Source organism: Craterilacuibacter sinensis, from assembly GCF_009831765.1.
Lineage (GTDB): Bacteria > Pseudomonadota > Gammaproteobacteria > Burkholderiales > Chromobacteriaceae > Craterilacuibacter > Craterilacuibacter sinensis.
This window is the reverse complement of record NZ_WSSB01000009.1, coordinates 74,835-93,193: the sequence shown is the minus strand read 5'-3', so window position 1 is coordinate 93,193 and position 18,359 is coordinate 74,835. Positions and strand designations below refer to the sequence as shown.

The 18,359-nt window shown below is 62.9% G+C and carries 16 protein-coding genes; 5 read left to right on the top strand and 11 right to left on the bottom strand.

Going from position 1 to position 18,359, the window contains the following annotated elements:
* Positions 1-79 precede the first annotated feature (79 nt).
* The 10 genes from GQF02_RS10850 to GQF02_RS10805 all read right to left on the bottom strand — a co-directional run bounded on the left by GQF02_RS10850 (position 80) and on the right by GQF02_RS10805 (position 12,053).
* The gene (locus tag GQF02_RS10850; protein WP_160797069.1) at positions 80-871 is read right to left on the bottom strand and encodes an enoyl-CoA hydratase-related protein; all 792 of its coding nucleotides are present in this window, start codon (positions 869-871) and stop codon (positions 80-82) included.
* Positions 868-2,472: an AMP-binding protein gene (locus tag GQF02_RS10845; protein WP_160797067.1), complete on the bottom strand. Its 1,605-nt coding sequence runs from the start codon at positions 2,470-2,472 to the stop codon at positions 868-870. Before GQF02_RS10845 ends, GQF02_RS10850 begins: the two co-directional genes overlap by 4 nt.
* An 18-nt stretch (positions 2,473-2,490) precedes the next feature.
* On the bottom strand, positions 2,491-3,633 hold the full coding sequence (locus GQF02_RS10840; protein WP_160797065.1) for a CaiB/BaiF CoA transferase family protein: 1,143 nt from the start codon (positions 3,631-3,633) through the stop codon (positions 2,491-2,493).
* Positions 3,630-5,819, bottom strand: coding sequence for a 3-hydroxyacyl-CoA dehydrogenase NAD-binding domain-containing protein (locus GQF02_RS10835; RefSeq protein ID WP_160797063.1), 2,190 nt, complete (start codon positions 5,817-5,819; stop codon positions 3,630-3,632). Before GQF02_RS10835 ends, GQF02_RS10840 begins: the two co-directional genes overlap by 4 nt.
* A gap of 11 nt (positions 5,820-5,830) precedes the next feature.
* Positions 5,831-7,039 carry an acetyl-CoA C-acetyltransferase gene (locus GQF02_RS10830; protein ID WP_160797061.1) on the bottom strand — a complete coding sequence of 403 codons (1,209 nt, stop codon included), beginning with the start codon at positions 7,037-7,039 and terminating at the stop codon, positions 5,831-5,833.
* A gap of 97 nt (positions 7,040-7,136) precedes the next feature.
* Entirely contained in the window at positions 7,137-8,348 is a 1,212-nt protein-coding gene (locus tag GQF02_RS10825) for an MFS transporter (protein ID WP_220789433.1), read from the bottom strand.
* A gap of 99 nt (positions 8,349-8,447) precedes the next feature.
* The gene (gene dmpG, locus GQF02_RS10820; protein ID WP_160797059.1) at positions 8,448-9,491 is read right to left on the bottom strand and encodes a 4-hydroxy-2-oxovalerate aldolase; all 1,044 of its coding nucleotides are present in this window, start codon (positions 9,489-9,491) and stop codon (positions 8,448-8,450) included.
* Between the two features lie 11 nt (positions 9,492-9,502).
* The gene (locus GQF02_RS10815) at positions 9,503-10,405 is read right to left on the bottom strand and encodes an acetaldehyde dehydrogenase (acetylating) (protein ID WP_160797057.1); all 903 of its coding nucleotides are present in this window, start codon (positions 10,403-10,405) and stop codon (positions 9,503-9,505) included.
* A 26-nt stretch (positions 10,406-10,431) separates the two neighbouring features.
* Positions 10,432-11,223: a fumarylacetoacetate hydrolase family protein gene (locus GQF02_RS10810; RefSeq protein ID WP_160797055.1), complete on the bottom strand. Its 792-nt coding sequence runs from the start codon at positions 11,221-11,223 to the stop codon at positions 10,432-10,434.
* Positions 11,208-12,053, bottom strand: a complete 846-nt coding sequence (locus GQF02_RS10805) for an alpha/beta fold hydrolase (RefSeq protein ID WP_160797053.1) — start codon at positions 12,051-12,053, stop codon at positions 11,208-11,210. Before GQF02_RS10805 ends, GQF02_RS10810 begins: the two co-directional genes overlap by 16 nt.
* Before the next feature lie 267 nt (positions 12,054-12,320).
* Here GQF02_RS10805 and GQF02_RS10800 point away from each other — a divergent pair, with 267 nt between their 5' ends.
* The 5 genes from GQF02_RS10800 to GQF02_RS10780 all read left to right on the top strand — a co-directional run bounded on the left by GQF02_RS10800 (position 12,321) and on the right by GQF02_RS10780 (position 17,020).
* Positions 12,321-13,229, top strand: a complete 909-nt coding sequence (locus tag GQF02_RS10800) for a VOC family protein (RefSeq protein WP_160797051.1) — start codon at positions 12,321-12,323, stop codon at positions 13,227-13,229.
* Entirely contained in the window at positions 13,226-14,101 is an 876-nt protein-coding gene (locus GQF02_RS10795) for a CoA transferase subunit A (RefSeq protein ID WP_160797049.1), read from the top strand. The genes GQF02_RS10800 and GQF02_RS10795 overlap by 4 nt, the downstream gene beginning before the upstream one ends.
* Before the next feature lie 10 nt (positions 14,102-14,111).
* Positions 14,112-14,912, top strand: a complete 801-nt coding sequence (locus tag GQF02_RS10790; RefSeq protein WP_160797047.1) for a CoA-transferase subunit beta — start codon at positions 14,112-14,114, stop codon at positions 14,910-14,912.
* A 132-nt stretch (positions 14,913-15,044) separates the two neighbouring features.
* On the top strand, positions 15,045-15,941 hold the full coding sequence (locus GQF02_RS10785; protein WP_160797045.1) for an enoyl-CoA hydratase: 897 nt from the start codon (positions 15,045-15,047) through the stop codon (positions 15,939-15,941).
* Positions 15,938-17,020 (top strand): NAD(P)H-dependent flavin oxidoreductase, encoded by a 1,083-nt coding sequence (locus GQF02_RS10780; RefSeq protein WP_160797043.1) that lies wholly within the window; start codon positions 15,938-15,940, stop codon positions 17,018-17,020. The genes GQF02_RS10785 and GQF02_RS10780 overlap by 4 nt, the downstream gene beginning before the upstream one ends.
* Positions 17,021-17,105: 85 nt before the next feature.
* Here GQF02_RS10780 and GQF02_RS10775 read toward each other — a convergent pair whose 3' ends face one another.
* On the bottom strand, positions 17,106-18,206 hold the full coding sequence (locus GQF02_RS10775; RefSeq protein WP_160797041.1) for a hypothetical protein: 1,101 nt from the start codon (positions 18,204-18,206) through the stop codon (positions 17,106-17,108).
* Between the last annotated feature and the right edge of the window lie 153 nt (positions 18,207-18,359).

The window sequence follows — 18,359 nt, the reverse complement described above, 5'->3', positions numbered from 1 at the left end:
GTGTTGCGGGTCTGTCGCCCGGCTGATACCTTCATTCTGCCATGGTGCTTGCAGGCTTCATCGTCCTTTTGGAGGAGGCTTAGCGTCCCTGCCACTGCGGCTTGCGTTTTTCGCTGAAGGCGGCAATGCCTTCGATCACGTCGCGGCTTGTGCGCATTGCTTCCAGCGCGGCGATGCCGCCTGAGTCCTGCAGCGCCAGTGCCGCCGAGAGTGGCTGATCCAGTCCCGCGTTGACGCAGGCCTTGGTCGCCCGTATCGCCAGTGGTGCACACGCAGTGAGCTTGCCTGTCCAGCGTGCGAGCGCAGCGTCCAGCTCGGCGTCAGGCACGACCTCGTTGATGAGCCCCCAATCCAGCGCCTGGGCGGCGCGCACGGTTTCGCCGGTGAGCAAAAGCTGCATGGCGCGCTTCATGCCGATCTGGCGCGGCAGGCGGTGCATGCCGCCTGCGTAGGCGACGGCACCGATTTTGGGTTCGGGCAGGGCGAAGCGTGCGCTTTCGCCGGCGATCACCAGATCGCACGCCAGTGCAATCTCGAAGCCGCCGCCCATGGCGATGCCGTCAACCACGGCGATCACCGGCTTGTTAAGGTCAAAGCGGCTGGTGAGGCCGCCATAGCCGCTGGCCGGCACCACATAGGGTTCGCCGCCGTTGGCGGCTGCATGCATGGCGCCGATGTCGCCGCCGGCGCAAAAGGCCTGGCCACCTGTACCGCGCAGCACGCACAGCCACAACTCGTCATCTGCCGCGTAAGCATCCAGCGCATCGGACATCAGGCGGTGGGTTTCGCTGTCCAGTGCGTTCATCACCTCGGGGCGGTTGATGGTGATGGAAAGAACCCGGCCATCGATACGGGTCAAGACCTTGCTCATGAGTTTTCTCCGTTTTTCAGTGTGCTCTCGGCCGTCTGGCGTGCCCAGCGGTAATCGGCCTTGCCGGCGACCGAACGCGCGACTTCGGGCACCACCACAACATGTTTGGGCAGCTTGTAGCCGGCTAGCAAGTCGCGGCAGTGTTCGCGCAGCAGCGCCTCGTCGCCGGCACTGGCCGCACGGCGCAGGCTGACCACGGCGGTGACTTTCTGTCCCCAGCGCGGATCGGGGATGCCGACTACCAGCACATCTGTGACGTCAGGGTGGCGGCGCAGTACATCCTCGACTTCCTCGGGGAAGACTTTTTCGCCACCGGTATTGATGCACTGCGAGCCGCGGCCCAAGAGGGTGATGGTGCTGCCGTCGGCTTCCAGACGCGCGGCGTCCCCCAGCAGCGCGTAGCGCACGCCGTCCAGCTGAATAAAGGTCTCGGCGGTTTTTCTCTCGTCGCCCCAGTAGCCACAGGGTACATGGCCGGCGCGGGCGAGGATGCCGGTCTCGCCCGGCACGACATGCGAGCTGCCGGTCGGGGTGAGTACCGCCAGTTCCGGCCCCAGTTGCAGGGTCATCAGCCCTTCGCCGTCGGGGCGCGGCCCCTGGCCGATCACGCCGCCTTCGCTGGTGCCGTAGCCGTTGCCCATATGGGCATTGGGCATGTGGCGCTTGATGTCGTCCTGCAGATGGCGGGCAAACGGTGCGCCGCCCGAGCCGAATACATACACCGCAGACAAGTCCCAGCGGCCCGGATTCGCCTCCAGCGCATCGCGTATCGGCATCGCCATCGCATCACCGACAATGGCGGTGATGTTGACCTGCTGCTGCGCCATGGTATCGAGCACATGCATGGCATCAAAGCCGGTTTGCGTGGTGGTGACCACGGTGTGGCCGGCAAACAGCGATACCAGCGTCGCCCACATCGCCGCGCCGTGCATCATCGGCGCGACCGGCATGAAGCGCAAAGGCGTGCCGGCCTGGGCGATGGCCGCCAATTCTTGCGGGCTGGTGACGGGCTGGCCGCTCTTGCGGTACATATCGCCACCGCCCAAGGCGCCGAAGAACAGTGCCTTGTGCGTCCACATCACGCCCTTGGGCGCACCGGTGGTGCCGCCGGTATACAGCAGCATCAGGTCGTCGTCGTTGCGACCGTCCCTGGGTGCCGGTTCGTGAGGGGCGGCCAGTTCGGCCTCGAGTGCCGCGTCGCAACAGAGCGCCACCTGAATGGCGGGAAAGTCTGGCAGCAGTGCCTCAACGGTGGAGGCGAGCGCGGGCGCGTACACCAGCGCCGACAGGCGCGCGTTGTCGAATACATAGGCCAGTTCGGCGCCGACATAGCGGTAATTGATATTGACCGGCAACGCGCCCAGCTTGCAGGCGGCAAAAAACGTGGCCAGATATTCGGCGCCGTTGTAGAGCAAAAGGCCGACGGTGTCGCCGCGCCGGATGCCGCGCCGGGCCAGGAGGGCTGCCAGCGCGTCGGCGCGCGCTTCGAGTTCGCGGTAGCTGAGCGTGGCTTCGCCGCTGATGACGGCGCTGCGATCGGGAACGGCGTGAGCGACCTGTTCAAACAGGTCGGCCAGGTTGTAGCTGGAAGCTTGCGTCATCGTAGGCTCCGTTGGGATTTAGTTGGCATCGCGTGGCGTGTAGCCGATTTCAGCCAGCAGGCGCGCATTGTCCGCGCCCAGTGCCGGCGCTTCGCGCGCGACAGTAAAGTCGCAGCCGTTCATGCGAAACGGTGGCGCAAAGCCAGGGTAGGCACCGAATAGCGGATGGACACCGTCAAAGGCTACACCACGCTTAAGGGCATCGGTACGCGCTTCTTCGGTGCTGAGTACCGGGGTGACGCAGGCGTCCAGCCCCTCCAGTTTCTGCGTCCATTCCGCCTGTGTGTAGCGGGCAATTTCGCCGGCCAGCTCGGCGCGTGCAGCGCGCCCTGGCTCGCCTGCGACATGGCCTTGTGCGATCAGGTCGTTGCGTTCGATGCGTTCGCAAAACGCCTGCCAGAACTTGAATTCGATGGCGCCGACGGCCAGGTGGCGGTTGTCGGCGGTGCGGTAGACGCCGTAGCAGGCCAGCGCGCCGGAGAGATAATCCTCGCCGCGGGCAGGGGCCGTCTTGGCCTGCGCCGCGCCGGCTTGCGCCATCACATTGTGCACGGTGGCGCTGTCTGCCATGGCGACATCGATATAACGCCCTTCGCCGCCGCGCGCGACATCAAACAGTGCCGCGAGAATGGCGGTGGCGGCGCTGAGCGCACCGCCGGCGATATCGGCAAGCGGGAAGTTGCCGCTGATGGGGTCCATCCCGGCCGCGCCGTTCTGGTCCAGCGTGCCGGCCAGTGCCTGATAGTTGATGTCGTGACCGGCAAGCGCCGCACGTGCGCCGCTTTGGCCGTAGCCGGAGATCGCGCAATAGACGAGTTTGGGGTTGATGGCCGATAGTGCCGCCCAGCCCAGACCCAGCTTGTCCATCACGCCGGGACGGAAGCCCTCGACCAGCACGTCGGCGGATTTGACCAGCGCCTTGATGATGGCGACGCCGGCATCGGTTTTCAGATCCAGCGCCAGCGAGCCCTTGTTGCGCGACAGCATGCAAAACAGGGTGGAGAATTCGCCTCGTCCCATGCCGCGTGCGGCATCTCCGCCCTTGGGTGGTTCGACCTTGATCACCTCGGCACCCATATCGGCCAGATGCAGCGTGCACATCGGCCCGGGCAAGAGCTGGGTCAGGTCCAGAATGCGCACACCCTTCAGTGGCGCGCTCATGCCGCCTCTCCCTTGCGCGATGCAGGCGCAACGAGGGCGTTTTTGCCATAGAAGCGCTGGCCGTTTTTCGCCATGTCGCGCAGCAGTTCGGGGATGGCAAAGCGCTCGGCCGAGACTTCGCGTGCCAGAAGCTCGCAGCGCGCTATTACTTGAGCCAGACCCAGGGTGTCCATCGTGGAGAACGGCCCGCCAAGATAGGCGGGGAAGCCGACGCCCAGGCAGGCGCCGACGTCACCGTCGGCGGCATCAAACAGCACGCCGTCGGCCATGGTGCGTGCGGCATCGGCCAGTTGTGCATACAGCAGCCGCGCTTTCACCTGCTCGACATCAGGCTGCTCGGTTTTTTGCGGCCAGATGGCGGCAAGCCCGCTCCACAACTGTTTGCCGCTGTCGCCATATTCGTAAAAACCCATGCCGTTCTTGCGGCCGTGGCGGCCGTGCTTGACGACCAGCTCGGCGATCACCGGCACCGACGAGCCCGGGTGATAGTTATCGCCCTCGTCCTGCCGGCGCTGCTGTGCGCCCTTGTGCGCGAGATCCAGCCCCACCTCGTCGGCCACCGCCAGCGGCCCTACCGGGTAGCCGGCCAGGTGTGCCGCCTGCTCGATCAGTACCGGCGAGATGCCCTCGGCCACCATGGTGATGCCCTCGTTGAGGAAGGCGCCAAAGAAACGGCTGGTAAAGAAACCCGGGCTGTCGTTGACCAGGATCGGCGTTTTTTTCAGCTGGCCGACAAAATCCAGTGCCAGCGCCAGTGCATGCTCGGATGTCTCATGGCCCTTGATGACCTCGACCAGCGGCATGCGCTCGACCGGCGAGAAGAAATGCAGGCCGATAAAGTTGCCGGGGCGCCCAAGCGTGGCGGCGAGGCCGGTAATCGGCAGTGCCGAGGTGTTGGAAGCGAGGATGGCCGAGGCCGACAGTGCCGCTTCGGCGCGGGCGAAGACTTCGGCCTTGACCGCGCGGTCCTCGAACACTGCCTCGATAACCAGACTTGCGTCCTGCAATAGCGCGTAGTCGCTGGTTGCGGTGATGCGGGACAGGATCGCGTCCATCTTGTCCTGCGTCGTGCGCCCCTTTTCGACGTCGCGCGCCAGACGGGTGCGCGCATAGTCCTTGCCCTTGTCGGCTGCCGCCTGGTCGCGGTCGATCAGCACCACCGCGATGCCGGCCTGCGCCGCGACCAGCGCGAGGCCCGCGCCCATCAATCCGGCGCCCAGTACGCCGATTGTCTGGTGCTTGTGTCTGGCGATGCTGTCCGGACGGTGCATCAGGCGGTCGGCCTTGCCCTTGTTGATAAACAGCGTGCGTATCATGTTGCCGGCGACCGGATCGAGGTTGAGCCTGACAAAATATTTGCACTCGATGTCCAGCGCCTTGTCCATGGGCAGTTGCATGCCTTCGTACAGGCAGCTCAAGATGGCTTGCGGTGCCGGCAGGTTGTGGCAGGTATTGGCTTGTACCGACGCGTTGCTGCCCAAAAATAGCTGGGCAATGGCCGGCTCCAGCGGGTTTTGCCCGCCGGGAATGCGAAAACCCTTGCGGTCCCATGGCTTGCTTGCGTCGGGTGAGCCCGTAAGCCATGTGCGTGCACAGTCCAGCAGCGCTTCGGCCGGCACCAGCGCGTCTATCAGGCCCATCTCCAGCGCCTTGGCCGGCTTGATCTGCGAGCCTTGCAGCAGCAAGGGCAGGGCGCGCGCCACGCCCAGCATGCGCAAATAGCGCTGGGTGCCGCCGGCACCGGGCAGCAGGCCGACGCCGACTTCGGGCAGACCGACCATCATGCCTTTGACGTCGGCCGCGCAACGGTAGTGGCAGGCCAGTGCGATCTCGAAGCCGCCACCCAGCGCCGCGCCATTGAGCGCACAGGCAAAGGGTTTGCCGCCGGTTTCTATCTTGCGCAGCAAGGCGGAAAACGCGCGGCACTCGCTGTAGAGTTTGGCCGCATCAGGAGTCTCGGACAGTGAAGCTTCCAGCGCTTTCAGGTCGGCACCGGCAACGAAGGAGCTCTTGGCCGAAGTCAGCAGCACGCCCTTGACCGCCGGATCGGCAAGCGCCGCATCGACGTGGTGGCGCAAGCTGTCGATAAAGTGGCGGTCCATCACGTTCGCCTGGCTGTCAGGCTGGTCTATGGTCAGGGTCAAAATGCCGTTACCGGCCAGTTCGCTCTTGAAATAATCGATCATGATCCGCCCTCTCAGACGCGTTCGATAACGGTGGCGATGCCCATGCCGGCACCGACGCATAAGGTTGCGAGGCCGGTGGCGTCGCCGCGGCGCTCCATCTCGTCCAGCAGGGTGCCCAATATCATCGCACCGGTTGCACCCAGCGGGTGGCCCATGGCGATGGCACCGCCATTGACGTTGATCTTGTCGTGCGCGACGTCCATCGCTTGCATGAAGCGCAGCACCACCGCCGAGAATGCCTCGTTCAGCTCCCACAGGTCGATGTCGGCTGCGCGCATGCCGGCATTTTTCAGCGCGCGCTCGGCAGCGAATGACGGGCCGGTGAGCATGATGGTCGGTTCGGAGCCGATGCTGGCGAAGCTTCTGATGCGCGCGCGGGGGGTGAGTCCCAGTGCGCGGCCGGCTTCCAGTGAGCCGATCAGCAGCGCGCACGCGCCGTCGACGATGCCTGAGCTGTTGCCGGCGTGGTGCAGGTGGCGGACCTTTTCCACATCCGGGTAGCGTTGTAGCGCCAGCGCGTCAAAACCGGCCTGCTCGCCCATCTGGGCGAAGGCGGGCTTGAGTGCGCCCAAGCTCTCGACACTGGTGCCGGGACGGATGGTTTCGTCGTTCGAGAGCAGCGTCAGGCCGAGGATGTCGGTCACCGGCACGATCGAGCGTTTAAAGCGGCCTTCGGCCCAGGCTTGCGCCGCGCGGCGGTGGCTTTCGGCGGCGTAGGCGTCAAGCTCGTGCCGGCTGTAGCCGTATTTGCTCGCCAGAAGGTCGGCAGAGACGCCCTGCATCACAAAGCGGGTGTGAAAGGCGACCGCCGGGTCGATGGCCCAGCTGCCGCCGTCAGCCCCCATCGGTACGCGGCTCATGCTCTCGACGCCGCCGGCGATGACAAGCTGCGCCTGGCCAGCCATCACCTTGGCTGCACTCTGGTTGACCGCCTCGAGGCCGGAGGCGCAATAGCGGTTGACCTGCACACCGGGAACAGACTCGTCAAATCCGGCTGCCAGGGTCGCGATGCGGGCGATATTGCCGCCTTGTTCGCCGACGGCAACCACGCAACCGAGGGTCACGTCTTCCACCTGCCGGGTGTCCAGTTCGTTACGTGTGGCAAGCGCCTTGAGGGTCTGTGCGGCAAGTGCCGTCGGGGTGACCTCGGCAAGCGCGCCGTCAGCCTTGCCCTTGCCGCGCGGCGTGCGCACATGGTCGAAAATGTAAGCCTGCGTCATTACTGTCTCCCGGGTTCTTATTGCTGTCATCATACTGCCTGGTGCATGCCGTGTGGGTCATCGTCCGGGCAGACTAAATGTGTGTCTTGGCTGTGCGTCAGAGTACATCGGCTACCTGGGCCACATCGCCGGCTTGCGGGGCGGTGGGCTGGGTCATGCGTCGCGCGAGGAACAGGGTGTAAACGGCAACGGGCAGCAGGGCGGTGGCGGCAGCCAGCAGGTAAAGCGGGGCAAAACCGCTGGCAGACAGAAAGCCGGCGAGTCCCGGCCCCAGCATGGCCGCCAGTGCAAACGCCGCCGGAATCAGCATCACCGAACGCCCGGACGCATCCAGCCGGGCGATGGCGGCGGTCTGGTAGATACAGCCCCAGGTGAAGCCGGCTTCCCATACCCAGGCGCCGATGGCGAAGCCGGCAAAACCACCCTGGCTCATCAAGAACAGGCCGGCGGCAATCACCAAGAGCACGATGCCGTGCGGTAATCGGTAGCCCAGGCGTTCACCGACCAGAATCAGCGAGCCGGCGGCGGCGCCGCCCAGCAGCTTGAGCACGGCAAAGGTGAGCCCCAGTTCGGACGCGCTTAACGCATGGCTGTGGCCGATGCGTTCGAGAAATGCCCACAGCCCGATCTGGCCGGTGCCGTAGACAAAAAAGCACGCCAGTGCGGCAAAGGCCGGCCATGGCAGGCGCAGCGAGTCGGCGATGCTGCGCGCGTCGCCACCGGCACGGGTACCGGGCAGTGCGTCGCGCCGTGGCAACTTCAGGCTGGAGAGCGATAGCAGCAGGATGATGGCCGATAGCGCCAGCACCAGCCCCGGGTAGTGCCAGCGGGCGATGACAAGCGGCGGCAACGCGAACAGTACGGCCGAGGTCACCGCCAGTTCGACGGCCAGTCTCAGCGATAGCGCACGCTCCTTGTCCGGCAGCGCACCCATGATGCGCAGCCCCAGGCAGGTCATCAGCGCGGCAAAAAAGCCGACCAGCGCCCACAGCGGATACTGGAACCACAGCGGCAACTGCGAGGACAGCAACAGCGCGCCGGCGGCGCCCAGCGCCGACAGTCGCGTCAGCCATGGCCAGTTGAACTTGTCCATATAGAGCGCGGACAGCAAGGTGCCCAGCAGGTAGCCGGCAAAGCAGCTTGAACCCAGCAAGCCGGTAGCGGCGGCACCGAGCCTGAAGCTGTCGGAAAGCGTGCCCAGGAGGATGGGCAGCGCATTGAAGGGCAAGCCGCCTATGGTCGAGGCGAAACTCGCGGCCAGCATCGCGCCCCACATCGGGCGGGTCAGCTGGGAGGTCATGGGTGGCATCAGGCAGGCTCCCGGTTCAGGCGCGCACGGCAGGCGCGAGATTTGGCATCGTGTGCAGCAGCCCCGCGCCATCAGGCAGCAGGGCTGCAAGGTGCAGGCTTAGCAGGTGGCCTGTGTGCGCGCTTGCCGTTCGCGCGCCATATTGATGGCGGTGTCTTCGATCATGTCTTCCTGCCCGCCGACCATGCCGCGCCGGCCCAGTTCGAGCAGGATTTCGCGCGCCGGCACGCCGTACTTCTTCTCGGCGCGCTTGGCGAACAACAGGAAGGAGCCGTAGACGCCGGCATAACCCAGAGTCAGCGCGTCGCGGTCGATGCGGATCGGGAAATCGATGATGGGGATCACCCTGTCTTCGGCCACGTCCGATATTTTGAACAGGTCGACGCCGGTCTCGATTCCCATGCGCTGGCACACTGCAATCAGCACTTCCATTGGCGTATTGCCGGCCCCTGCGCCCAGGCCCGCCGCCGCGGCATCGATGCGGGTGGCGCCTTCTTCGATGGCGGCAAGCGAGTTGGCGATGCCCATCGCCAGGTTGTGGTGGCCGTGAAAGCCGATCTCGGTGGCCGGGTCCAGCACGGCGCGCAGTGCAGCGATGCGCGCCTTCACATCCTCCGGCAGCATATAGCCGGCCGAGTCGGTGATATAGATGCAGTTGGCGCCATAGCTTTCCATCAGCTTGCCCTGGCGCGCCAGCCCCTCGGGGGTATTCATATGCGCCATCATCAGAAAGCCGACAGTATCCATGCCCAGCTTGCGCGCGGCACCGATATGCTGTTCGGACACATCGGCCTCGGTGCAGTGGGTGGCGATGCGGATGGTGTTCACCCCCAGGTCGAACGCCATTTTCAGGTGGTCGACGGTGCCGATGCCGGGCAAGAGCAGCGCCGAAACCTTGGCCTGTTTGACGGTTTCGACGACGGCGCCGATGTATTCGGCGTCCGAGTGTGCCGGAAAACCGTAGTTGACCGAGGCGCCACCCAAGCCATCGCCGTGGGTGACTTCGATCAGCGGCACGCCGGCCTCATCCAGCCCGCGTGCGATGTCGACCATCTGCGTAAGCGAAATCTGGTGGCGCTTGGGGTGCATGCCGTCGCGCAGCGTCATGTCGTGGACGGTGATTTTCTTGCCGGAAAGGTTCATGGCAGTATTCCTTAAACAGTCGCGAGTTTGTCGTTTTTCAGCATGCGCCGCGCGAAGGCTTCGGCGGTGCTGGCAGCGGCAGCGGTCATGATGTCGAGATTGCCGGCGTAGCGCGGCAAGTAGTCGCCAAGGCCGGCGACTTCGAGGTAGATGGAGACGCGCTTGCCGTCGAATACCGGCCCGTTGACCAGGCGATAACCGGGCACATACTTTTGCACCGCATCGACCATCGCATGCACCGAGCGGGTGATGGCGGCCTCGTCCGGCGTCTTGTCGGTCAGGCAGTGGATGGTGTCGCGCATGATCAAGGGCGGCTCGGCCGGGTTGAGGATGATGATGGCCTTGCCTTCGCGCGCACCGCCCACGCTTTGCACCGCCCCGGCGGTGGTTCGGGTGAATTCGTCGATATTCTTGCGCGTGCCGGGCCCTGCCGAGCGGCTGGACACGGTGGCGACGATCTCGCCGTAGGCCACGCTCTGTACGCGGCTGACCGCATACACCATGGGAATGGTGGCCTGCCCGCCGCAGGTCACCATATTGACGTTGGGCTCGTTGGCGTCCAGATGCGCGGCCAGGTTGACCGGCGGCACGCAATAGGGGCCGATGGCGGCCGGAGTGAGGTCGATGACCTTGACCCCGAGCGCAGTCAGCGCGTCCGAATTGGCCTTGTGCACATAGGCGCTGGTGGCGTCAAAAGCGATGCGGATACCGTCGGCCTGGATATGCGGCAGCAGGCCTGCGATGCCATCGGCGGTGGTCTTGATGCCCATTTCGCGCGCCCGCGCGAGACCTTCGGAGTCGGGGTCGATGCCGACCAGCCATACCGGCTCCAGCACTTCGCTGCGTTTGATTTTGTACAACAGGTCGGTGCCGATATTGCCCGAACCTATCAGTGCACACTTGATCTTGTTCATGGTTTTCTCCTGATAGTCGCGGGGGCTTATTCGCTAAAGGCGATGGACGCGCCGCCCAGCCCCTCGATCTGCATGCTGAAACGGTCGCCGGCAACAATCGGCAGCAAGGGCGCGAGCGAACCGGACAGGATCACTTCGCCAGCCTTGAGCGCGATGCCGAATTCGCCCAGGGTGTTGGCCAGCCATGCCACCGCTTCGGCCGGGTGGCCTTGCACCGCCGAGCCCAGGCCGCTGGCGGCGTGCACGCCGTTTTTTTCGATATCCATGCGCAAGGCCGCCAGATCCAGCGTGGCCGGGTCCACGCGTGCGTCCCCCACCACGAACACGCCGCAGCTGGCGTTGTCGGCGACGGTGTCTTCGATCGCGATCTGCCAGTTGGCGATGCGCGAGTCGACGATCTCGAAGCAGGGCGCCACCCAGGCGGTGGCCGCGAGTACTTGCTCGCGCGTGACGCCGGGGCCGGTGAGGTCGTGCTTGAGGAAGAAGGCGATCTCGCCTTCGGCGCGCGGCTGGATCAGGCCGCTGCCGGCGAGGCTGACCGTGCTGCCGTCAGCGAGCTGCATGCGGTCGGTCAAAAAGCCGAAGTCGGGCTGGTGCACGCCCAGCATGTCCTGCACTGGCTTGGAGGTGACACCGATCTTCTTGCCGATCACGCGCTCGCCGTCACCTTCGCGCAGGCGCAGGATGGCCTGCGAAATATGGTAGGCCTGCTCAATGCAGATAGAAGGGTGGCGCGCTTTGAGCGGGGCAACGGTTTGCCGCTCGCGCAGCGCGCGATAGAGCTCGCGCGCAAGATGCGGAATCAGGGCTGTGGGCATGCTTGCTCCTTGAGGAAATCGAGACACTGGCGGTTGAAGAGTTCGCGGTGCTCGACCTGCACCCAGTGGCCGCAGCGGTTGAGCACGGTAAAGCGCACATCGGGCGTGTGCGCGAGAAACTTCATCACCCCGGACACCGGGTTGAACTGGTCGTCCTGGCCCCAGAAGCCGAACACCGGGCAGGCAAGCTCGGCCAGGCGCTGCGTCATGTTCGGCACACGCATGGTGGAAAACAGGTTTTTCGGTTGCGACGGGGCGATGGCGGCACGTTCGGCAATCAGTTCGTCGGACAGTAGCGCCGGGTCAAACAGCTGCAGCGTCATCACGTGACGCATCTCGGCCGGCCCCATCGGCCCCTTGCTATAGGTCTCGACCATGCGCTGGATGCCGGCCATGGCGAAATAGGTCTCGCGTTCTTCGACGCCGCCGGGGGCCATCAGAATCAGCGCAGAGACCAGTTCGCTGTGTTTGAGTGCCAGACCCAGCGCAATGGCGCCGCCCAGCGAGTTGCCCAGTACCGCGCAGCGCGTCACGCCGACGGCTTCGAGAAAGGCGGCCACCTTGGCGACGAAGAAGTCGAGGTCGTAATCGACATTGTCCGGCTTGTCCGACAGGCCGAAGCCGGGCAGATCGAGCACCAGCGAGCGGTAGCCTGCAGCGCTAAAGGCCGGCACATTGCCCTTGAAGTTGCTGTAGCCGCTGGCACCTGGGCCGCTACCGTGCAGCCACAACACCGGCAAGCCTGTGCCTTCGTCGTGGTAGTGCAGCTTGAGCCCGTCAGGCAGGGTGACGAAGCGGCCCTCGGGAATGGGGGAAGGATGGACGTGCATAAGGCCTCACCTTGGCTGTTGACGCGTCAGTGTTACCCGCGGCCACGCATGCTGAATCGTCTGATTGGCTTAGGCGCGGGTGCGGCAGGCTAGTGCAGAGATGCATTCCAGTAATTGGACGCGCCTGCTTTATCGTTTGCCATTGCAGTCGCCACGTTTGAACTGCATGCCCTGCAGACCGTCCGGATGGACGATGTTGCCGCTTGCGCGCCATCGCACAATCCTTGCAATTGCCCGCATGGGCATCGCGATGCAGAGGAGGCAGTGATGGTTGAAATCAGGTCTTTGGCGTATGTGGTGGCACAGTGTCGCGACCCGGCGCGCTGGGTGCGCTACGCGCATGATGTGTTGGGTGCGATGGCAAGCACGACGGACGAGGGCGGGGTCTCTGTCAAGCTCGATGCGCGTCCTTACCGCATTCTGGTTGAGCAGGGGCATGAAGACCGCTATCTGGCTTCGGGCTGGGAGCTTGCCGGCAAGGAAGCGTTCAAGGAACTGCAACTGGTGCTCGACCGTGCCGGTATCCCATTCGAGCTGGCAAACGAAATACTTTGCACATCGCGCAAGGTCAATGCGCTGGCGCGGGTCACCGATCCTTCGGGCAACCGTCACGAATTCTTCTGGGGCCCGCAACTGGATGCGCGCCCCTTTGCCTCGCCGCAGGGCGTGCCGTACTTCGTAACCGGCGAGATGGGGCTGGGGCACACTGTGCTGCCGGCGCTCAATTTCGACGCCACGCTGGAATTCTTTACCAAGGTGCTGGGTTTTGGCGTGTCGGACATCTTCAACTTCCGTCCCGACCCGTCGGCGCCGGCCATTCCCATCCATTTCCTGCACTGCGCCAACGGCCGCCATCACAGCCTGGCGCTGGCCGGTTTTCCGTCGCCCGAGGGTTGTGTGCACATCATGCTGGAAGTGCCGGGCATGAGCGATGTCGGTCGTGCCCACGACCGCATGCAGCAACACGGCGTCAAGCAGATGGCGACGCTGGGCCAGCACCTGAACGACAAGATGACCTCCTTTTACATGCAGACGCCGTCGACCTTCGCACTCGAATACGGTTACGGCGGCCTGGTGTGCGACTGGGAGCGGCATACGGTGTTCGAGGCAACCGAGGTCAGTATTTGGGGGCACGACTTCAGTGTCGGCTTCAACGAAAAAAAGGACGCGGCATGAACAAGGAAATGACGCTCGCGGCGGTAGCGGGGCGTATCAAATCGGGGATGACCATCGGTATCGGCGGCTGGGGCCCGCGGCGCAAGCCGATGGCCATCGTGCGCGAGATCCTGCGCTCGGACGTGACCGACCTGACCGTGGTGGCCTATGGCGGCCCGGAAGTCGGCATGCTGTGCGCCGCCGGCAAGGTGAAAAAACTGGTGTTCGGCTTTGTCACCATGGACGCGATCCCGCTGGAACCGTTCTACCGCAAGGCGCGCGAAGCGGGCATGCTGGAATTGATGGAGCTGGACGAGGGCATGCTGGAGTGGGGCTTGCGCGCCGCCGGCATGCGCCTGCCGTTTTTGCCCACGCGCTGTGGCCTCGCCACCGACGTGCTGGCGAAAAACCCCGAAATCAAGACGATCGCCTCGCCCTACGACGACGGCGAGGTGTTGCTGGCGATGCCTGCGCTGGAACTGGACGTGGCCTTGCTGCATGTGAATGACGCCGACCGCTGGGGCAATACCCTGATTACCGGCCGTGACGCCTACTTCGACGCTCTGTTTGCCCGCGCGGCCAAAGAGAGCTTTGTCAGCTGCGAGCGTCTGCAAGACAAGTTCTCGCTGACCGCCTCCGAGGCGAAAGCCAATCTGTTCGAGCGCTATCTGGTGACGGGGGTGGTGCATGCGCCCGGCGGCGCGCACCCGACGCTCAACAACCCCGACTACGGCTGGGATCTGGCGCATATGAAAACCTACGCCGCTGCGGCGACAGAAGATGGCGGCTGGGAGGCTTACCGTGCGCGCTATATCGCCGGCGGCGAAGAGGCTTACCGGCACGAGGCGGGCCTGCCGGCACGGCTCCTTGATCTGCAACATCCGGTTTTTTGAGGGAAGACGCATGAGCCAACATTCTGACTACACATTGGCCGAGCTGATGATCACGGCCGCGTCCGACGCCTGGCGTGGCGACGGCGAGATTCTCGCCTCCGGCATCGGCGTGATCCCGCGCCTGGGCGCCAGCCTCGCCAAACTCACCCATACGCCGGAACTCCTGATGACCGACAGCGAAGCCTTCCTGGTGGAAGAGCCGATTCCGCTGGGGCCGCGTGGCGATTTCGAGCCCCGTTACGCCGGTTATATGGGCTTCGAGCGGGTGTTCGAGTGCGTCTGGGGCGGGCGCCGGCACGCGATGATAGGGCCGACCCAGATCGACCGCTTCGGGCAGACCAATCTGTCGGTGATCGGCAGCTACGAAAAACCCAAGGCAGCGATGCTGGGGGTACGCGGCCTGCCGGGTAACAGCATCAACCACGCCAATTCGATGCTGGTGCCCAGCCACAATCCGCGCGTCTTTGTCGCGGGCGAAGTCGATATGGTGTCCGGCGTCGGCTACAACCGTGCGCGCTGGGGCGAGGGGGTGAAGGCCGATTTTGTTGATCTGCGGCGCATCATCACCGACCTGTGTGTGATGGACTTCGGCGGTCCGGATCACGCCGTGCGCGTGATCTCGCTGCACCCCGGGGTGACGCTCGAGCAGGTGCAGGCAGCAACCGGTTTCCCCTTGCTGGCGATAGCGAACCTGGCCGAAACGCGCGCGCCAAGCCAGGAGGAGCTGGTCATCATCCGTCGCCTCGACCCGCACGACATGCGCGCGGCCCAGATCAAGGGCAACCCGCCAGCCAACCGCGCCGCGTTGTGAGCGGGCAGGGTGGGCCTGGTGGTGTGGGGTGGGTTAGCCGGCGTTGCCGGCGTAACCCACCATCGATGCTGCTACCTGCCCAGCCAGCCCCCTGCACTGCCAAGCGATGACGCACCAAATAAGAGGCCGAACATGAACGACCAGAATTTTGTCTCTCGCCCGGACGATGCGGTATACGAGACCGACGAGCCGGTGCTGTACCGTGTCGAAGAACAGGTGGCGTGGATCACGCTCAACCGGCCGGGCTTCAATAACGCGCAAAATTCGCAGATGACCTACGCGCTGGACGCGGCACTGGTGCGCGCCTCGCGTGACGATGGCGTCAAGGTCATCGTGCTTGGCGGTGCCGGGCGGCATTTCTCGGCCGGTCACGATATTGGCACCCCCGGGCGCGATGTGAACAAGTCTTTTGATGCCAATGCGTCCCTGTGGTGGGACCACACGAACAAGCCCGGCGGCGAATTTCTGTATGCACGCGAACAGGAGGTGTATTTGGGCATGTGCCGGCGCTGGCGCGAGCTGCCCAAGCCGACCATCGCCATGGTGCACGGCGCGTGCATTGCCGGCGGCCTGATGCTGGCCTGGGTGTGCGACCTGATCGTGGCATCCAGCGATGCCTACTTTCAGGATCCGGTGGTACGGATGGGCATTCCCGGTGTCGAGTATTTCGCCCACGCGTTCGAACTGCATCCGCGCATTGCCAAGGAGTTCCTGCTCCTTGGCGAGAAGATGAGTGCCGAGCGGGCGTACCAGATGGGCATGGTCAACCGTGTGGTCGAGCGCGAGGCGCTGGAGGACACGGTGGCCGGCATGGCGGCGAAGATGGCGGCGATGCCGCGCATGGGGCTGGCGCTGACCAAGCAGGCGATCAACCACGCCGAAGACCTGATGGGCAAGCGTGCCAGCATGGACGCGGCCTTTGCCTGGCACCACTTCGCCCACAGCCACAACGAGCTCTTGTCCGGCGACAAGCTGGGCGGCTACGACGCGCGCGCGATGGTGAAGGCCAACAAGGAGGGCGAGGCATGAGTTTGCTGGACACCGATATCACCCGCTTGCTGGGTTGCCGCTACCCCATTATCCAGACCGCGATGGGCTGGGTGGCCGATGCGCGTCTGGTGGCTGCCACCGGCAACGCCGGCGGCTTCGGCTTTCTGGCGGCGGCAACGCTGCGTCCGGAAGCGGTCGAGCCGGAAATCCTCAGGGTCAAGGCGCTGTCGGACGCGCCATTCGGCATCAATTTCCACCTGTTCCAGCCCAACGCCGACGAGATTATCGGGCTGGCCATCAAGCATGGCCTCAAGGCCGTCAGCTACGGGCGCGGGCCGGACAAGGCGCAGATCAAGCGCCTGAAAGATGCGGGCATCCTGTGCATCCCGACTGTGGGTGCGCTCAAGCACGCGCAAAAGGCGATCGCGCTGGGCGCCGATGCGGTGACGATACAGGGCGGCGAGGGGGGGGGGCATACCGGCTCGGTGCCGACCACCATCCTGTTGCCGCAGGTGCTGGATGCGGTCAAGGTGCCGGTATTGGCCGCCGGCGGTTTTCACGACGGGCGCGGCCTGGCGATGGCACTGGCGGCCGGCGCCGCCGGTATCGCCATGGGGACGCGCTTTCTGATGACTTCGGATTCGCCGGTGCCGGCATCGACGCTGCAAAAATACGTTACCGTCGATGACGTCAGCCGCATCGAAGTCAGCCTGGCGGTCGACGGCATGCGCCACCGCCTGATCCGCAACCCGGTGCTGGAAAAGCTGGAGCAGGCCAGTCCCTTGGGGCGGCTGTGGCTGGCGATCAAGAGCGCGCACCGCTTTCAGAACGAAACCGGCATGAGCAACGCCCATATGCTGAAAACCCTGTTGCGGGCCTTGAAGGAAGACCCGGCGGCCTTGAGCCAGACGGTGATGGCAGCGAGCCAGCCCATGCTGCTGCAGCGCTCCATGGTCGATGGCGTACCGGACGAGGGCCTGCTGGCCAGCGGCCAGGTGGCGGCGGCGATAGACGAACTCGTCAGTTGCGAGGCTTTGATTTCCGGCATCGCGGCACAAGCCGAAGCCTTGCTATCGCGTTTTGCGCAGCCGTCGCGGTATCCGGAAAGTAAAGGGTAATCTATTCCTTTGATTTAGTGCATAACGTGGAGCTAACGTACAGAGCAAAAGTGCAAGTTTTAGCCTGTGAGTGTTGAGCGCCAGCTTAAGAATTTCCGCTAAAGTGGCGCTGAACTTCGTAACCAATGCCGGAGCCTTTTTCATCGAACATGTTGACATATTTTTCTAATTCTTTTTTTCCACTAGAGCCAAAAATTAGCCTATTAAGCGTGGCTCTTACCCCAAATTGATTTTTCAAGTGATTGATTTGGTTTCCTATGCCAAATGACAGCTTGAATATCCCTATGCCAACTTCTAAAGAAGAAGTGGATTTTTCATCGGCTAATCCAATTTTGTTGCTTACATATTCCGCAACTGAATCTAGTTCTTTTCTTTTTTTAATAAGTTCTTGTGTGTCTTCTAATGTCATCGAGTTCTGAAAAATTTTTAACCACTCTCTTAGATTCTTGAAGTCTGATCTCATTTCCAGTGCAATTGAGATGATTTGACTGGCTGACGAAGACTCTTGAATTACGCGTACAGGTAAAGAAGGTATCTTTAAGCATCCGGAGTAAAGAGAGTCGTTGCCGTATATTTTTTTCGAGACTTTTACCCTGTTATCGTCTAGGAAAGTAGTCACTTGATGCAGGGCATCTTGAGCAGGAAGGAGGAAACCTGAATTAAGGAAAAGTCTCTTACGTAGTGGATGGGGAGTATAGCTTTTTTCGTAAACAAAGCTCCTGGCACACATTCCTGCCCCACCCCACAATGTGGCAGATAATAGACCATCTGGGGTTGTTTTGGTTTTACCCCACTCCTCAACGTTTTTCTTGTGTGCGTCAGCAAGATGTTTCGTAGAGCAAATGTGCTGTACGATTCTATCTCGAGGCTCTTTTAATCTTTCTGGTTCATCGAGGAATGGATAACTCCTAATTACGCCGGCACTCATGGCTTGGTTAATTGGGCTGCCGTTCACCTTCCAAGCATTAGTAAATTTTTCTTCTACAAGTATTTCATCCCTGAGGATAATATCTGTTACCAAGTCAAAAAGGGCTTCAGTTTGAATCGCGGCACTTGAGACAGGTTTATATGAATGACCTACATCCGAAACGACAATTTCTTCAGATGGTTCTGAATTAAACCCATTTTTCAGCAACGAAGAAATTTCTTGTAGTGACCAGTTGTCAGCAACTACACCATTTGCCATTTTTATTTTCCTTTTATATTGTGTTTAACATTAAACGCACAGTCCTGCTAGGTGCATATCTATTTGATTCATGTGCATAATTGCAAAAGCCATTGCTGCATGGCATGAGTTTTCGATCGCATCGATGTATTCAGGACGGAATATACACATCCA

Bases quoted from the DNA above. Each gene is read 5' to 3' on its own strand.
- GQF02_RS10850 (WP_160797069.1), bottom strand. From the start codon at position 871: ATGAGCAAGGTCTTGACCCGTATCGATGGCCGGGTTCTTTCCATCACC.
- GQF02_RS10845 (WP_160797067.1), bottom strand. From the start codon at position 2,472: ATGACGCAAGCTTCCAGCTACAACCTGGCCGACCTGTTTGAACAGGTC.
- GQF02_RS10840 (WP_160797065.1), bottom strand. From the start codon at position 3,633: ATGAGCGCGCCACTGAAGGGTGTGCGCATTCTGGACCTGACCCAGCTC.
- GQF02_RS10835 (WP_160797063.1), bottom strand. From the start codon at position 5,819: ATGATCGATTATTTCAAGAGCGAACTGGCCGGTAACGGCATTTTGACC.
- GQF02_RS10830 (WP_160797061.1), bottom strand. From the start codon at position 7,039: ATGACGCAGGCTTACATTTTCGACCATGTGCGCACGCCGCGCGGCAAG.
- GQF02_RS10825 (WP_220789433.1), bottom strand. From the start codon at position 8,348: ATGCCACCCATGACCTCCCAGCTGACCCGCCCGATGTGGGGCGCGATG.
- dmpG (WP_160797059.1), bottom strand. From the start codon at position 9,491: ATGAACCTTTCCGGCAAGAAAATCACCGTCCACGACATGACGCTGCGC.
- GQF02_RS10815 (WP_160797057.1), bottom strand. From the start codon at position 10,405: ATGAACAAGATCAAGTGTGCACTGATAGGTTCGGGCAATATCGGCACC.
- GQF02_RS10810 (WP_160797055.1), bottom strand. From the start codon at position 11,223: ATGCCCACAGCCCTGATTCCGCATCTTGCGCGCGAGCTCTATCGCGCG.
- GQF02_RS10805 (WP_160797053.1), bottom strand. From the start codon at position 12,053: ATGCACGTCCATCCTTCCCCCATTCCCGAGGGCCGCTTCGTCACCCTG.
- GQF02_RS10800 (WP_160797051.1), top strand. From the start codon at position 12,321: ATGGTTGAAATCAGGTCTTTGGCGTATGTGGTGGCACAGTGTCGCGAC.
- GQF02_RS10795 (WP_160797049.1), top strand. From the start codon at position 13,226: ATGAACAAGGAAATGACGCTCGCGGCGGTAGCGGGGCGTATCAAATCG.
- GQF02_RS10790 (WP_160797047.1), top strand. From the start codon at position 14,112: ATGAGCCAACATTCTGACTACACATTGGCCGAGCTGATGATCACGGCC.
- GQF02_RS10785 (WP_160797045.1), top strand. From the start codon at position 15,045: ATGAACGACCAGAATTTTGTCTCTCGCCCGGACGATGCGGTATACGAG.
- GQF02_RS10780 (WP_160797043.1), top strand. From the start codon at position 15,938: ATGAGTTTGCTGGACACCGATATCACCCGCTTGCTGGGTTGCCGCTAC.
- GQF02_RS10775 (WP_160797041.1), bottom strand. From the start codon at position 18,206: ATGGCAAATGGTGTAGTTGCTGACAACTGGTCACTACAAGAAATTTCT.